The organism is Brevundimonas sp. UBA5866, assembly GCF_002432125.1.
In the GTDB taxonomy this organism is placed as follows: Bacteria; Pseudomonadota; Alphaproteobacteria; order Caulobacterales; family Caulobacteraceae; genus Brevundimonas.
The window spans coordinates 1-14,811 of the sequence record NZ_DJFS01000033.1; the positions used below are offsets into that span (position 1 = coordinate 1).

Genomic DNA, 14,811 nt, shown 5'->3' on the forward strand with positions numbered 1-14,811 from the left:
CCAACGACTCTGCCGGATAGGTCGCGCGGCTGATACCGCCCGCCCCGCCACCACCGCCGCCCGAGCGGTGTGTCGCGGCATAGCCGGACATGCCCGCCGCCCCTGCACCGCCCCCGCCGACGCAGACCATTTCGACCCATCTGGCCCAAGCCGGAACGGATAGCGTCTCGTCGGATGTTACGGTTCGGGTTTCCCGACGCGCAGAGCCCAGAGCGCGCCATTCGCCATCCAGACGGACAACCACCGCGCCCTCTTCCAGGACCGTCAGCCGCATACCTTCGGCAGGGTCGATCCGGACCCACCCGCCGATATCGGCACGGAGCAGATCGCCATGCGCGTATCCGCTCCAGCCATCGAACGGGTCGGGACCGACGATGAACATCGCGCCCTCCTCGACCACGCCGGGCGGTGAAGATCGCGTACGGCTTTGGGCAACGCTCTGGACCAAGGCATCCAGCCGCGTCATGGCCTCGTTCACCGTCACATGTTTCTGAAGCTGGCCAGCCGCCACATAAGGCAATCCCAGCCGCGCACTGACATCCGTCATTACAGTCTCCCTATCGTTGGAGACCAGCATCCTCCGCCTGTCCACCAAGGCGCGTACAAGCGGATGAAAGCGTAGCAATCCCTTATTTCACAATGGTTTGGCGTGTTAGATTATATCATCGAAAACAAGATTCCGGTCACGCTTGGACCCTGCCGGTGTTTTCGCTATCGCTGATCGCATGAGCTCCAAACGCCGCATTCTCCCAGCCCTCGCCAACATCGTCGCCTGTGCGATTACGCTCGCGCCCCTGGCCATTGCTTTGGCGGCCCTCAGCCGTAGTGACCACCCCTGGCCCGATCTGGCCAACCAGTTCGTCGCGCCGGCCCTGCTGGCCAGTGTGGCGTGGACGGTGGTGCTGGGCCTGTTTCGCCTGCGCACCTCGGCTGTGTTTGCTCTGGTGGTCACGGCCCTGCTGACTCTGGCCGTTTGGCCCCAGTGGTTTCCGGCCCGCGGCAAGGCCGATCCAGCTTCGGAAAGCCTGACCGTCTATTCGGCCAATCTGTGGGCCCGCAATACCGATGTCAGGGCGATGGCGGCATCCATCAAAGCCGCCAATCCCGATGTGGTGCTTCTGGTTGAGCTGGGCGACGCGCCTTCATCCGAACTGGACACCCTGCTGCCGGACCACCCGTACCGTCTGGTGTCTTCGGTCGGAAACCGCAACGTCGCCCCTGCGCGCGCTCTCGTCGCCAGCCGCTGGCCGCTGGAAGCGATCGATGAAAACACGAACGACCGCTTGGTCGCCCTTTCGGCCAAGTCCGAGACGCCCCTCGGCCCCGTCGCTTTTTCCTCGGTCCACCTGACGCGGCCCTGGCCCTATCGCCAGCCGTTCGTACAGGTCGGCCAGGTTGAGGACCTTGCGATGGAGCGCCAGAGACTGGGCCAGACGGTCATTATTGCCGGTGATTTCAACAGCGTGTCTTCGGGCCGTATCGGACGCCAGATGAAGGAAACCACCGGACTGGCGCCCGCCCCCGGTTTTCCCGGCACATGGCCTTCGAAATACCCGTCACCGCTGGGCATCACCATTGATCAGGTCTGGCACTCGACCGACCTTGTCCTGACAGAGCGCAAGCTGGGCCGCAAAAACGGTTCGGACCACCGCCCCGTCATTACGCGCTATCGGAGGGCCGCAACCGATGGATGATGGCCGCCAATCGTTCCGCGTGCCCCTCTGACGGGAAGTCGGCAGCGATCCATTCCTCCTGAAACCTTTTGAGTATGATCCCGGTCAGCGGGCCTGCCTTGATCCCCGAGCGTGAAAGATCGCGCCCGCTGACAGGCATAGGCGGTGGCTCCCACGCCATCGCCATCTGCCGCAACCCTGCATAGGGTGCCGCTTCGGGCTCGACCGCCTGGCGCAGGATCGAACGGTCACAGAAAGCCTGCACCCCGTCTGTCCAGACGACCGCCCGCATTGTCTGTTCCGTCAAAACATCGGGCAGAGGTTTGATCGCAGCCAGCCACCGATCACGCTGCGCGTTCGACAGACGCAGCCGCTTGGCTTCGGCCACAACCTGCTCGGGCTCACGCGGCAACAGCGCCGCCAGCCTGAGCAGGGGATCGTCGGTCAGCTGTGCGACCGCCTCAAATCCGTCCGATGACAGTTGCGGCAGGATAACCTGCAGAACGCCCGCTTCGGTCATCGCCTCTATGGCGGGAACAGGATTGGCCGCGCCCAGAAGTTTCAGCAGCTCTTTCGAAACCCGCTCTGCCGACAGGGACGCCACACCGTCCGCCAGTGCCGAGCAGGCGGCGTGCCCTTCCGGATCAACCGGACCTTTGCCGTACCAGGCCCAGAAACGATAGAAACGCAGGATACGCAGATAGTCTTCGCGGATACGCTGCCGCGCCTCCCCGACAAAGACGACGCGACGCGCCAATGCATCGGCCAACCCCCGTCCGGTAGGATCGTGGATGGCACCATCAGCGGATGCATAAAGGGCATTCAGGCAAAAATCGCGCCGCGCCGCATCTTCTGCCCAGTCGGTTGTAAAGGCCACCACCGCCCTGCGTCCGTCGGTTTCGACGTCCCGTCTTAGGGTGGTGATCTCGAACGGCCGGCCGCGCACTATGGCTGTCACCGTCCCGTGCTCGATGCCGGTCGGAACCGCGCGGATACCGGCTTTTTTCAAGGCGGCCAGAACCTGATCCGGCGTCAGGCAGGTGGCGATGTCGATGTCATCGACCTTGGCACCCAGTATCGCATTGCGCACACATCCGCCGACAAAGCGGGCGCAATCCGTCCCTCCGAAGGCTTCCAGTGCAGCGATCACCGCCTTGGAGCTGTCGGATGACAACCATGTCTGCTGGCCGAGATCAGGTGTACTCACGCCACCTTGCCCTCATACAGCCGGTCGCACAGGCGACGCAGAATGCCCGCGGTCACGCCCCAGATATAGTGCTCGCGATAAGGCATGGCCCAGAACCAGCGTCGCGGCTGCCCCTCAGGTTCATAATATTCCCGACGGTGATTGGCCGGATCCATAAGGAAGGACCACGGAGCCTCGAACACTTCGGCCACCTCGGCTGGGGACGGTTTCAGGACCGGCTCGCCCTTCAGCCAACCGACCACAGGGGTCACGGCAAAGCCCGTGCCCGTCTCATAGCCATCACCGACGCCCAGAATTTCCACCAGCTGCGGATCAAGTCCGACCTCTTCCCAGGCTTCGCGCAGGGCCGCTTCAACAGCCGTTTCTCCGGGGTCCAGCCGCCCACCCGGAAAAGCGATCTGCCCAGTATGGCTGGCCAGGGAATCCGAACGGCGCGTCATCAGCACTGTCGGTCCATCCGCACGATCCATGACCGCAATCAGCACCGCAGCCGGGCGCAGTGTGCGCTCAGGGCGTTCCATCGCATCGTTGAGGTCGAAGTCCGAATACGGCGGCGTCTCATCCAGCCACCAATCCGAAGGGGCCTGCAGCCGCGACATCAATCGCGTACGCAGACACTCGGAGCGATGCTCCGTCACAGGCCCGATCCCTTAGGCCCCAGAGCAAACACGCTCTCACCCGACCGGACAGCCAGTGTCCCGTCTATTTCCTGCGCGCGTTCAACCAGTTCATAGAAGACCGGCCGCACAATACGCGCCCACAGATCCCCGCGGACATGAACCCGCGGCGCGGGCTCGCCTGTCTCGGCGTCGGTTTCGACCACGATGGCGTGCTCACCACCGGCAACCGCCTCATCGCCCTGATCCGTCACAAAAACCAGTTCGCCGGCTTCCTCGCGAACGCTGATGGCACGGAATGGCAGGTCTTCAACCGTGATCGCCAGTTTCTCGACCGGCGTGACCAGATGATAGCCATCCGGATCCTTTCTAAGGATCGTGCTGAACAGCCTCACCATTTCCGGTCGCCCGATCGGCGATCCCTCGTGCATCCACACGCCGTCCGCACGGATGACAATGTCGATGTCCCCGCAATGGTCGGGATGCCACAGATGGACCGGAGGCAATCCCCTGCCCGGTGCCTGCCTTGCCGCCTCGGCGACGGCTTGAAGCGGAGAGTTCTTGTGGTCCGGTTTGTCGGGCGGCGTTTGCATGCCCCGAATATGGGCGGCAATGGCCACTATTTGAAGCCGTGAATTCCAGAGTCAGCTGACAGGCAGCACAGCACCGTCAGGCGACACACCGTTCAAAGGCAGCCACATGACCCGCGCCGGATTGACCGGACCGCCAAACACGGCCTTGGGCGCAGGCTGGAACCCGAAACGCTCGAAATAGGGAGGGTCGCCAATCAGAAGGATGCCGTCCAGTTCCATCCGGCGCGCTTCCTCGATACAGCGGGCGACCAACTGGCCGCCCAATCCAGTGCTACGGATGGTCTTGGCAACCGCGATCGGCCCCAGAAACGCAGCCTTCGCCTCACCGGACCGGACCGCCCACAATCGAACCGATCCAATCAGGGCCTGATGTTCGTCGCGGATCGTGAAGCCTGCGATCAGGGCCGATTTTTCACGCAGGCGCTCGGCCGTCTTGGCAAAACGGCCCGGCCCGAAGGCCGCCATGACCAGCGCATCCACGTCGCCAGCATCCTCGCGTTGCTCGCGGTTGATCACCACCTCGCGGGCGGGATCAAAATCGGACGGGGACGCGTGCACTATGTTCATGGCGGCGCACTAGGGCTAAGCTCACGACGAATCAATCATCAATTGATCGCAAACCCGCCATTTGGCGATTACAGCCAAGCTAACTGTGGGTATTCGCCCCTAGCCGAAATTCGGCTGCCGTTTCTGCATGAAGGCCATGAAGGCTTCCATCGCCTCGGGGCTTTGCATCTGGGCACTGAAGATCGAGCCTTCACGCTGCATCAACTCCCACATGGCCGAAGCATCGCGCATCAGGGCCTTGGTCTGGCGCAGGGCATTTGGAGCACGTTTGGACAGACGCTGGGCGATATCGATGGCTACGGCCTCGACGACATTGCAGGGCACCGCACGGTTGGCCAGCCCCCACTCATAGGCCTGACCGCCATCGATCGGTTCACCCAGAGCAAACATTTCGAACGCGCGCGGATGACCGATCATGCGTGGCAGCAAAAGGGTCGAAGCCGCTTCGGGCACCAGCGCCAGGTTCACGAACGGCGTGGACAGCTTGGCGTCCTTGGCCACAACGACAAAGTCGCAATGCAGAAGCATGGTCAGGCCCACGCCCACCGCACGGCCGCGCACAGCCGCGACCAGTGGCTTGTCCAGATCGGCCAGCGATTTCAGGAATTTGAAAACATCGCTGTCCACCAGATCGCCACCGGACTGACCCAGCTTCATGAAGTCGGCGATGTCGTTGCCGGACGAGAAATCATCGCCCTCGCCCGAGATCATCACGGCGCGCACGGCGTCATCTGTACGCGCGCGGTTGAATGCCTCGGTCATGGCCAGATACATGGCCTGGGTAATGGCGTTCTTCTTGTCCGCACGGTTCATGGCGACGTACATCACGCCGTCCTCGATACGGGTCTTGATATGCTCCGTCACCGGATGTCCTCCACAATGGTCCACCAGTCCACACCGTCGGCATCACGCCGCCGAACAGCCCGGCCCTGTGCTTCTAGATAGTTTAAATGTGCCAGCGATTCTGCTGTGGCCATGCCCAAAACTTCGGGGCCGACACTGCGCGCAAACAGCGCACCGAACACATCCACGGCACGGCACGGTTGCTTCAGCGAACGTTCCAGCCGCTTTAGCCCCACATGATGGCCGCGGATAAGCGCCTCCAGCCGCGCGGTGACACCATAAAACGGCTCACCGTGCGAAGGCAGGACCAGAAGGTTTTCCGGCAGCCGCGCCTTCAGGGATTCCAGCGAATGAAGCCAGTCATCCAGGGGATTGGCCAGCGGCTCGCCATCCCAGACCCCGATATTGGATGATATCTTCGGAAGTATCTGATCGCCCGCGATGAAGGTGTCATCGTCCTTTCGCCACAGACAGACGTGTTCGGGGCTGTGCCCCTCGCCGACGACAACCGTCCAGACGCGCCCGCCAATGGTCAGCTCGTCCGCATCCTTGAGCCGCACATATTGCTGGGGAACGGGGGACATGATGCGCGAAAAGCGCCCGCGACGGGCTTTCCATCGCTCGATGTCCTCGCCGGTCCATCCCGCGGAACGGAAAAAAGCCTCGGCTGTGCCAGAGGCCGGTGCCGCATCCTCTGCGACATAGAAATGGGCACTGAGATATTCCAGACGCGACATCAGCAAGGGGGCGTCATAGCGTCGGCACAGCCACCCCGCTGCCCCCAGATGGTCAGGGTGCATATGGGTGACCACCACGCGACCAACCGGCAGATTTCCGAGCGCACCGCCCAGAGCCTCTTCCCAACCGGCGCAAGTCTCTGGGGTATAAAGACCGGCATCGACCACGACCCAGCGATCACCGTCCGCAATCGCATAGATATTTATATGGTCCAGCGCCATCGGCAGGCCGAAACGCAGCCAGAACACACCCTGCGCCACCTCGATCGCCTCACCGGTGCGGGGAAGCGCGGCCTGCGGATAGGTCAGCCCCCGCTCTACGCGGGCCAGATCCGTTGTGGTGCCGTCGGCCAAGTACGTCTCCAATCGAAACTCTCTTATCGACTTGTCAGATTTTGGCCCTTTGGTCCAGAGTACAGATTGATCCTGCCTTGACCGTGCTTCGGACTACGGCCAAGGCTGCGTAAACCTTCGTGGCCAGGAGATGCCCCGTGACCAACCGTTCCCGACTGCAAGCTATTTGTATCGCTACCAGCCTTGCACTTCTGACCGTCAACTCTGCCTCGGCTTCCGCAGCCGCAGCGATGCAGGACCGGGAAAACGCGGGCCGCGAGAGCGCAAATACGGAACGCGGCAACAACAGCCGACTGAACCGTGGCCGCCAGCAGCCCGCCCGCGGACAGGCTCCTGCCGCGCCGTCTCCTGAAGAGGTCTTGGCCGAAGCCCAGCAAATCCTGACGGCCAACAACGTCCGCTGCCAGCCGACCGAGGCCAAGCTGCTGGGCGTGACGCCGGAACAGCAGAAATTCTTCGAGGTCGCCTGCGCCAACGACTTTGGCTACATGCTGGTGACCACCACCCCGGCCACCATCGTTGACTGCTACGAAAACGACACCACCCAGGCCCGCCAGAAAGCAGCCAATCCCGAAGCTGTTCTTGGCCCGAAATGCACCCTGCCCGCCAATGCCAACTATGATCAGGTGATCGCCCGAATGGCCACCGAGGCAGGCGTACCCTGCGCCGTAAACGAATACGGGCTGATCGGCCGCAAAGGCAGCAACTACGTTTATGAAGTCGGCTGTGACGGTGTCGATGGCTATCGCATCAACCGCAAGGACGGCGGCGGCTGGGAAGTCGATTCCTGCCTCACCCTCGCCTCGGCCAACATCACCTGCAACTACACCACCAAGCCTGAGCAGATCGCCAGCGTGAAGACCTGGTTCAGCGGTTCCGACGCGGCTGCGTGTGACGTGTCCGATGTCCGCTACATGGGCTCGAACGCCAACGGCTCCTTCATCGAAGCCAAGTGCAATGGCAGCGATGGCCTCATTGCCCGTCTGAACAACGAAAAAGCCGTGCAGCAGGTCTATCCGTGCGCAGAAGCAGCCCAGATCGGCGGCGGCTGCAAGCTGACCGAAGGTGCTCCGCAAGGCACCAACGGTTCCGAAAACTGATCCCAGCGGTCATTTCGACGATAATGCGCCGTCGGGGACCTTCCCCGGCGGCGTTTTTCTTTTTGCCTCTTCCGGATACCGCCACGGCGGCCTAATCAAGACCCATGCGTATTGCCACCTGGAACGTGAACTCGGTCAACGCCCGCCTGCCTACCGTGCTGGCGTGGCTCGAAGCCGCCCGGCCCGACGTCGCCTGTTTTCAGGAGATCAAGTGCGTGGACGAGAAGTTCCCGCGCGAAGCCTTTGAAAGCCTTGGCTACAACGTCGAAACCCACGGCCAGAAAACCTATAATGGCGTGGCCCTGCTGTCGAAATATCCGGTCTCGGACGTCGTACGCGGCCTGCCGGGTGACGAGAGCGACGAACAGGCCCGCTATATCGAGGCCCTGATCGAAAGCCCGCAACCTGTGCGCGTGGCCTCGATCTATCTGCCGAACGGCAATCCGATCGACACCGAAAAGTTTCCCTACAAGCTGAACTGGTTCCAGCGCCTGCACGACCGGGCAAAGGAACTGTTGACGTTCGAAGAGCCGCTGGCCCTGTGCGGCGACTACAACTGCATCCTCACGCCCGAAGATGCCGCCAAGCCCGAGGAATGGGTCAACGACGCCCTGTTCCAGCCCGAGACGCGGGCTGCGCTCAAAGGCATGAAGTGGCTGGGCCTGTCCGATGCCCACGAACTGGGCAAGGAACCCAAGGGCACCTACACCTTCTGGGATTATCAGGCCGGAGCGTGGCAGCGGAACAATGGTATTCGCATCGACTACGCCCTACTCTCGCCGCAGGCAGCGGACCGATTCAGGGGGATTGAAACCCACCGCGACGCCCGCGATATGGAAAAACCAAGTGACCACGTTCCTGTGGTCGTGGATCTTGATCTGGAGGGGTGATCATGGGGGAGACGTTCAGGGCCATATTGTTGGTCGCCCTGATCGCCGCCACTGCCACCACCACCTTCTTCTTCCTGTCATGGTGGATGGAGTCCGAGCGGCGTCTGCGCCGGGCGATGCGTAATGCCCTGTCCGGTACGCCGGACATGCAAGCTATTGCGCCCGCAGAGGGCAAGGCCGCAGGACTGGACCTGACCAACGAACAACTGGCCGTACTCTGGAACAAGGGCGCTATCGGTCTGGTGTTCGAATATGACGAGATCGAAGGCGCGGAAATCATTGTGGACCGCCACGTGGTAGCCCGCGTCCGCCGCCATCTGGGCCGCAACGATCTGGACGTTCTGGTCGAGGATGCCGAAAGCGTGATCCTGCGCCTGATGTTCCGCGATCCCCAGTGCCCGGAGTTCGAAATCAGCCTGTGGCGTGCATACTGGCATACGCCGCAATCCCTGAACCCCGTTGCCGGACAGACGGCCTCAGGCCCACGCCTGACCGGCTCGGCCAATGAGGGCCTTCGTCTGGCGCGCCGATGGCTGGCCCATATCGAAGCGGTCACCAAGGCCTAACCACCCTTCACGTGCTGCGCACGGACCGCTAGAAATAACCCAAATCTTCAACCTCAGTTTTAACTGGAGCCCCAAGTGGCCCGATTGTTCGACGCCTATATCATCGCCAAATGGACCGCTGCCGAAGGCAAGAAGCTGGGTGAGCAGACCCTGTGGATCGGCGTGGCCAAGCGTGACGTGCGTTTCCGCCTCTATACCGAGACCCACAATGTCGCCACGCGCGCCGAGGGCGAGGCCATGCTGGAAAACCTGCTGGCCGAGCACCGCAAGCGCGGTGACCGCGTACTGCTGGGCCTGGACTTTGATTTCGGCTTCCCGGCGGGCACATCGGCCCTGCTGAAGCTGGAAGGTCGCCCGTGGGACGCTATGGGCAAATTCCTGACGTCCAACGTCGTAGACAAGGCCGACAACACCAATAACCGCTATCAGGTCGCGGCCAAGATGAACCGCCTGATGACGGACCAGCCTTGGCCGTTCTGGGGGGCCCCCGCCAGTCAGGCCCAGCGCTGGCTGACGACCACCAAGCCGCCTGAAGGCTCTGGCGACAACATCCCCGAGTTCCGCGCCACCGAACAGGCTGCACGCCAGATGAAGCTGCCGGCGCACAGCGTATGGCAGATGCATGGTGCCGGTGCGATTGGCGGTCTGACGCTGGTCGGCGTTCCCATGCTGCGCCGCCTGTTGGCCAAGCTGGACACCTCTGCGGCCCTCTGGCCGTTCGGTACCGGCTGGCGCGAGCTGGGCGAGGATGACCTGTCGGGTATCTCGACCCTTATCGTAGAGGTCTGGCCCGCGCTGTTCAAAGCCACGCGCCAGATCAACGCCGAGGGTATCAAGGAATACAAGACCCAGTCAGAAGTGCGCGCCGCCGCCGAGGCCATTGCCACGATGGACGACGAGGGCAGGCTGCAAAAAGCCTTTGCACCGCCTTCCGGCACCTCTGCCGAGGTGATCGACAAGGTCGAAAACGAAGAAGGCTGGATCCTCGGGGTCGGCTGATAAAAAAAGGGGGCCAACCGGCCCCCTTTTTCCATTTCAGCCTATTCGGCCCATTTCGGCGCACGCTTGTCGAGGAAGGCCCGAACACCTTCCTGACCTTCGGCCGATACCCGTGCGCGGGCGATGCGCTTGGCCGTATCGTCCAGCAGGCGGGCGTCGATCTCGCGACCGGCGACATCGTGGACCAGACGTTTTGCGTCCCCCATCGCGCCCGGCGCATTGGCCGTCAGACCGTCGGTGAGCATGGAGATGAACTCGTCCACCTGCTCCTGACCGATAATAAGGTCGATAAGGCCAGCATGGGCCGCATAATCTGTGTCGAAGACATTGGCGGTCAGGAACAGCTGACGCGCGCGGCGGGCACCGATAGCCTCGATCACATAGGGGGCGATGGTCGCGGGGATGAGGCCCAGCTTCACTTCGGAGAAGGCAAAACGCGCGCCCTCGACGGCCACAGCCATGTCACAGGCGGCAACAATGCCCGCACCGCCGCCCATAGCCGCCCCTTCGACCAGCGCAACCGTCAGGGCCGGAACATCGTGCAGCGCCTTGAGCATCCGCGCCAGGCCCATAGCGTCATCGCGGTTCTCGCTTTCGGACCAGTCGGCGGCGTCGCGCATCCAGTTCAGGTCCGCCCCCGCACAGAAGGTACCGCCCGCCCCGCGAACGATGACTGCGCGCACGTGGTCGGCCCCGTGCAGGGTCTCGAAAGCTTCGTGCAGGGCGGCAATCACCTCGGCGTTGAAAGCGTTTTTCTTTTGCGGACGGTTGATCGTCACAAACACCACACCCGACGGCAGGCTGTCGATCTGGACCAAATCGCTATTGGCGTCCGGCGCGGCATCCGCCACCAGGGGATGAACAATGCTGTTGATCACGGCCGCCTCGGCATCGGTGATATCCAGCGCGTTCAGATCCTCTTCCGACGGCTGGCCATTCTTCGGGTCGTTCGGATTGGTCATGAATCAGTTCCGTTATGGGGGTCTATGGCGTGGTTAAACCTTATCGCAGCCTCGGGTGCGAACGGATTCGCCATGCAACAACAGGGGCATGAGGTTTTAACCTTTACCCTGACTATAGAGTTGCAGCCGAACAGCGGTATTGTTCAACCCACTCCATAGAAGATTGCCACATCCGCCGATGGCCCACCCTACCCGCGACAGTCTGGACAGCGCCCTTGCCCGCATCCTTACGGAGAAGCCGGACCCGCGTGCCAGCTGGTTCGCGCTTACCGAGGGCGACCGTCTGTTCTCGGCAGGTGATCCGGCAGACACTTTCTATGTCCTGCAATCGGGGCGTCTGGGTGTGTTCATCCCCCGCGAGGGCCAGCCGTCAGAGTTCATCGGCATTGTCCATCCCGGCACGCCCGTGGGCGAAATGGCCATGCTGGCCGATACCGCCCATACAGCCAATGTGGTGGCCCTCCGTGACAGCGAAGTCATCGCCCTGCCCCGCGAGGCCTTCTATGAGCTGAGCCGCAGCCATCCGGACCTGATGGCCGAGGTTGCCCGGGTGATGATCCGGCGAAACCGACAGAAGGGCTCCAACGATTTCCCCACCGCGCACGGCTTCGTCGCCGCACGCGCCCAGCCTATCCGCCCGTTCGTAGAGGCCATCCATGCAGCCATCGAAGCAGAGGGCTATCGCGTCCGCATTATCGACCGCGACGCCACGACACTGGCCGCGGACTGGTTCGCCCGCATCGAAGACGCCCATGACTTTGTCCTCTATGTCGCAGAAGCAGACGAGCCGGCATGGGCCAATCTGTGCGCCCGTCAGGTGGACCGTCTTTTCATTGTCGGTGACCCGGAAAATGCCCCGCCCGCCAAGGCGACCAAGCGAAACGGCGATTCAGAGCTGGTCCAGCAGCTTACCGATCTGATCCTGTTGTCGAAGACACCTGTCGGCCAACGCCACCCCTGCAAGCCGTGGCTGGATGCCATGAGCCCCGGTCGCTGGTTCCACTGTCAGGACGGCTCGGCCCATGACGCACACCGTATGGCGCGGGTCATCACGGGGGCCTCTGTCGGTCTGGTTCTTTCCGGTGGCGGGGCGCGGGCCTATGCCCACATCGGTGTGCTCAGAGCCTTGAATGACGCGAAGATCCCCGTCGATTTCCTCGGCGGCTCCTCTATGGGCGGCATCATTGCCGCTGGCCCTGCATTGGGCTGGACGCAGGAGGAACTGGAGGCCCGCATCCATGACGTCTTTGTGCGCAAGGACCCCCTGTCCGACATCGCCCTGCCCCTTGTCGCGCTGACGCGGGCGAACAAGCTCCAGAACCTGCTGCAGGAGGCCTATGGGGATCTGGCGATCGAGGACATGCCCCTGCCCTTCTTTGCCGTCTCGGCCAATCTGACGACCGGCAGGATCGAGGTTCACCGCGAGGGCTTGCTGCGCGAGGCCTTGCGGGCCTCTGTGGCCATCCCCGGCCTGATTCCGCCGTTTGTCCGCAATGGTCAGGTGCTTGTAGACGGTGCCGTACTGCGCAACTTCCCCAGCGATGTCATGCGCCGCTTTAACCGCGGCCCCATGATCGGCAGCGATGTATCGCAGACGCGCGGGGTCAATGCCGAGCAGCTGGAGAACCCGCCATCATGGTGGCGCTGGATCATGTCGGGCGCTTGGAAACAGGGCCCGCCCATCGTCTCCGTACTCATGCGCGCCGCGACCCTGAGCACCAGCGCCGAACTGGCCGAAGCCCGCGCGGAAACCGATGTCCTGATCATGCCCCGCCCCGAAGGGATCGATATACGCGAGTGGAAGGCGTTCGAGCCCACTGTCGCAGCGGGTGAGATGGCGGCGAAAGCGGCCTTGGCACAGATCGACAGACCTATTGCCGATTTGCGCAGACCCGCGCCAAAACCAGTGGTAGCGGCACCGGAAATATCGATCGAAGCCGCAGTTGCGTCACCCGTGCGCGCGGCATTGGCGCGTCTGCTGCCCCAGCGGAAACCGCCGCAAACCGTTGATCATAGATGATAAACGCAAAAGGGCCGGACATGGCATTGCCCGTCCGGCCCCTTTATTCGCGTCACCGCCCTAGAGCGGTGGAATGGTACAGCCTCTCAGGATCGAACTGAGGACCTCCGGCTCCACAAACCGGCGCTCTAACCAGCTGAGCTAAGGCTGCACATCGCTGCGAGGCGCTCTCTCTACCTAGCCTCAGCGTTTGATTCAAGAGCACTTTTCACGAAATACGATGTATTTTTCCGTTCTCCGGAAAATCAGTAGCCCCGCTGGGCGATATAGGCCTCAAGCGCTGCAATACGGGTCTGGTCCGACGGGTGTGTGGATGCGAACTCCGGCGTGCCCGCGCGATTCTGGGCTGCGGCCATCGCTTGCCACAGCGTAATGGATTCGCGTGCGCGGTACCCGGCGCGGGTCATATAGTCGATGCCCAGACGGTCTGCTTCCAGCTCATGCCTGCGCGAGAACGGCAGTAGGAAGCCCAATTGCGCCCCCAGTCCGCCGAACGCACCGACCGCCTGGCCATAGTCCCCTGCCCCGCGTTGCACCGCGCCCAAGGCCAATTGCGTCAGGCTGCTGGTGCTGGTGCGCTCGGCAGCGTGGCGGCCCACCACATGAGCCACCTCATGACCGATGACCGTTGCCAGCTGGTCGTCATTGCGCGTCATACGAAGCAAACCGGTCGTTACGCCCATGTGGCCCGAAGGCAGGACGAATGCGTTCGGCACCTGGTCTTCGAACACGGCATAGGTCCATTGGCGGTTTTGTAGCCCCGCCGCCTGAACGATACGGTTGCCGACCTGACGCACGCGATCGTTCATCGCACGGTCGTTCGACTGTTTCTGTGTGCGCAGTATCTGTTCCCAGGCGGCCACCGAGGCCTGCTCCAAAGCACGGTCATCAACGATGACCACCTGGTTGCGCCCCAAGGTATCATTGTAAGCACACCCCGCGACCAAACCGGTGCCCAGCAAAGCCGCGATGAGGCCGGTACGGGCGAAGGTGGTTCTGATGCGCATGATATCCATTTCCCAAGAATCGACGGCGTACAGCCGATAAAAATCTGCCTTAGTGCCGCAACGCGCATAATGGCAATCCGGCTCCGAACGTTCGTTACCGCACAAAGAAAAAGCGCCCCGGCCGAAGCCGGAGCGCTCTGTCTTTTTGCAGACGTTCTACGCTGGACTTAGTCGCCCAGGTTGAACGGCACGCGTACGGTGAACTTGGCGTTCGTCGCAGCACCGTCAACGGTACGCGGCGAAAGCTGGCCACGTTGCACGATACGTTGTGCAGCTTGACCAAAGCCCATGCCGGACGGGCTTTCTTCAATCGTACGGCAGCCTTCCGGACGGCCGCTCGGGGTCACGGTGCACTCCACCACGGCATAACCACCGACACCACGGTCGAGGGCACGCTGCGGGAAGTCACGCTCGGTCGGACGCGGAGCGCGCGACCATTGCGGGTTCGTGATCACCGAAGCTTTCGGCGGAGGCGGCGGTGCCGGCGGAGCCGGAGGCGGCGGCGGGCCTTGGACCACAACCGGAGGACCTTCGTATTCACGACGGTCTTCCTTCTTGGTCGGCTCGACGTCGACAGTCACCGGCGGCGCGATGTCCGTAACCACCGGTTCGCGCACCTGAAGCTTAGGCGGCGGCGGGGTATCGGTCGGCGGCGGCGGCGGCGGCGGCGGCGGAG

At 62.7% G+C, this 14,811-nt stretch carries 16 protein-coding genes and 1 tRNA gene; 6 read left to right on the forward strand and 11 right to left on the reverse strand.

What is annotated here, in order from left to right; genetic code table 11:
- Positions 1 to 547, reverse strand: a 547-nt coding sequence (locus B3H86_RS03860) for a DUF2793 domain-containing protein (RefSeq protein WP_292051288.1), incomplete at its 3' end; no start/stop codon positions are given.
- Positions 548 to 725: 178 nt separating this feature from the next.
- On the opposite strand from B3H86_RS03860, the gene B3H86_RS03865 reads away from it, so the two are divergent.
- Positions 726 to 1,694: an endonuclease/exonuclease/phosphatase family protein gene (locus tag B3H86_RS03865; protein ID WP_292051289.1), complete on the forward strand. Its 969-nt coding sequence runs from the start codon at positions 726 to 728 to the stop codon at positions 1,692 to 1,694.
- Here the strand turns inward: B3H86_RS03865 and B3H86_RS03870 are convergent.
- The 6 genes from B3H86_RS03870 to B3H86_RS03895 all read right to left on the reverse strand — a co-directional run bounded on the left by B3H86_RS03870 (position 1,660) and on the right by B3H86_RS03895 (position 6,591).
- Positions 1,660 to 2,880 (reverse strand): CCA tRNA nucleotidyltransferase, encoded by a 1,221-nt coding sequence (locus tag B3H86_RS03870; RefSeq protein WP_292051290.1) that lies wholly within the window; start codon positions 2,878 to 2,880, stop codon positions 1,660 to 1,662. The genes B3H86_RS03865 and B3H86_RS03870 overlap by 35 nt on opposite strands.
- The gene (locus B3H86_RS03875) at positions 2,877 to 3,479 is read right to left on the reverse strand and encodes a CoA pyrophosphatase (RefSeq protein ID WP_292051291.1); all 603 of its coding nucleotides are present in this window, start codon (positions 3,477 to 3,479) and stop codon (positions 2,877 to 2,879) included. The genes B3H86_RS03870 and B3H86_RS03875 overlap by 4 nt, the downstream gene beginning before the upstream one ends.
- Positions 3,480 to 3,514: 35 nt before the next feature.
- Entirely contained in the window at positions 3,515 to 4,090 is a 576-nt protein-coding gene (locus B3H86_RS03880; protein WP_292051292.1) for a DUF1285 domain-containing protein, read from the reverse strand.
- Between the two features lie 51 nt (positions 4,091 to 4,141).
- On the reverse strand, positions 4,142 to 4,657 hold the full coding sequence (locus B3H86_RS03885; protein WP_292051293.1) for a GNAT family N-acetyltransferase: 516 nt from the start codon (positions 4,655 to 4,657) through the stop codon (positions 4,142 to 4,144).
- Positions 4,658 to 4,756: 99 nt separating this feature from the next.
- The gene (locus B3H86_RS03890) at positions 4,757 to 5,521 is read right to left on the reverse strand and encodes an enoyl-CoA hydratase (protein ID WP_292051294.1); all 765 of its coding nucleotides are present in this window, start codon (positions 5,519 to 5,521) and stop codon (positions 4,757 to 4,759) included.
- The gene (locus B3H86_RS03895) at positions 5,518 to 6,591 is read right to left on the reverse strand and encodes an MBL fold metallo-hydrolase (protein WP_292051295.1); all 1,074 of its coding nucleotides are present in this window, start codon (positions 6,589 to 6,591) and stop codon (positions 5,518 to 5,520) included. The genes B3H86_RS03890 and B3H86_RS03895 overlap by 4 nt, the downstream gene beginning before the upstream one ends.
- 137 nt (positions 6,592 to 6,728) lie before the next feature.
- Between B3H86_RS03895 and B3H86_RS03900 the strand changes: the two genes are divergently transcribed.
- From B3H86_RS03900 to B3H86_RS03915, 4 genes are all read left to right on the forward strand, one after another.
- Positions 6,729 to 7,691: a hypothetical protein gene (locus B3H86_RS03900; RefSeq protein WP_292051296.1), complete on the forward strand. Its 963-nt coding sequence runs from the start codon at positions 6,729 to 6,731 to the stop codon at positions 7,689 to 7,691.
- Between the two features lie 104 nt (positions 7,692 to 7,795).
- On the forward strand, positions 7,796 to 8,581 hold the full coding sequence (xth, locus tag B3H86_RS03905) for an exodeoxyribonuclease III (RefSeq protein WP_292051297.1): 786 nt from the start codon (positions 7,796 to 7,798) through the stop codon (positions 8,579 to 8,581).
- A 2-nt stretch (positions 8,582 to 8,583) separates the two neighbouring features.
- Positions 8,584 to 9,147 (forward strand): hypothetical protein, encoded by a 564-nt coding sequence (locus B3H86_RS03910; protein ID WP_292051298.1) that lies wholly within the window; start codon positions 8,584 to 8,586, stop codon positions 9,145 to 9,147.
- 75 nt (positions 9,148 to 9,222) lie between these two features.
- A complete protein-coding gene (locus tag B3H86_RS03915; protein ID WP_292051299.1) occupies positions 9,223 to 10,146 on the forward strand; it encodes a cobalamin biosynthesis protein CbiG in 924 nt (307 codons plus the stop codon).
- A gap of 41 nt (positions 10,147 to 10,187) precedes the next feature.
- On the opposite strand, the gene B3H86_RS03920 is transcribed toward B3H86_RS03915, so the two are convergent.
- Positions 10,188 to 11,108 (reverse strand): enoyl-CoA hydratase-related protein, encoded by a 921-nt coding sequence (locus B3H86_RS03920; RefSeq protein WP_292051300.1) that lies wholly within the window; start codon positions 11,106 to 11,108, stop codon positions 10,188 to 10,190.
- A gap of 178 nt (positions 11,109 to 11,286) precedes the next feature.
- Between B3H86_RS03920 and B3H86_RS03925 the strand changes: the two genes are divergently transcribed.
- Complete coding sequence (locus tag B3H86_RS03925; protein ID WP_292051301.1) at positions 11,287 to 13,128, forward strand: patatin-like phospholipase family protein; 1,842 nt, start codon at positions 11,287 to 11,289, stop codon at positions 13,126 to 13,128.
- A gap of 74 nt (positions 13,129 to 13,202) precedes the next feature.
- On the opposite strand, the gene B3H86_RS03930 is transcribed toward B3H86_RS03925, so the two are convergent.
- From B3H86_RS03930 to B3H86_RS03940, 3 genes are all read right to left on the reverse strand, one after another.
- Positions 13,203 to 13,279, reverse strand: a tRNA-His gene (locus B3H86_RS03930).
- A 94-nt stretch (positions 13,280 to 13,373) separates the two neighbouring features.
- On the reverse strand, positions 13,374 to 14,135 hold the full coding sequence (locus tag B3H86_RS03935; protein WP_292051302.1) for a M48 family metallopeptidase: 762 nt from the start codon (positions 14,133 to 14,135) through the stop codon (positions 13,374 to 13,376).
- Between the two features lie 167 nt (positions 14,136 to 14,302).
- Positions 14,303 to 14,811 (reverse strand): energy transducer TonB (locus tag B3H86_RS03940; RefSeq protein ID WP_292051303.1); only part of this gene is annotated, 509 nt, incomplete at its 5' end.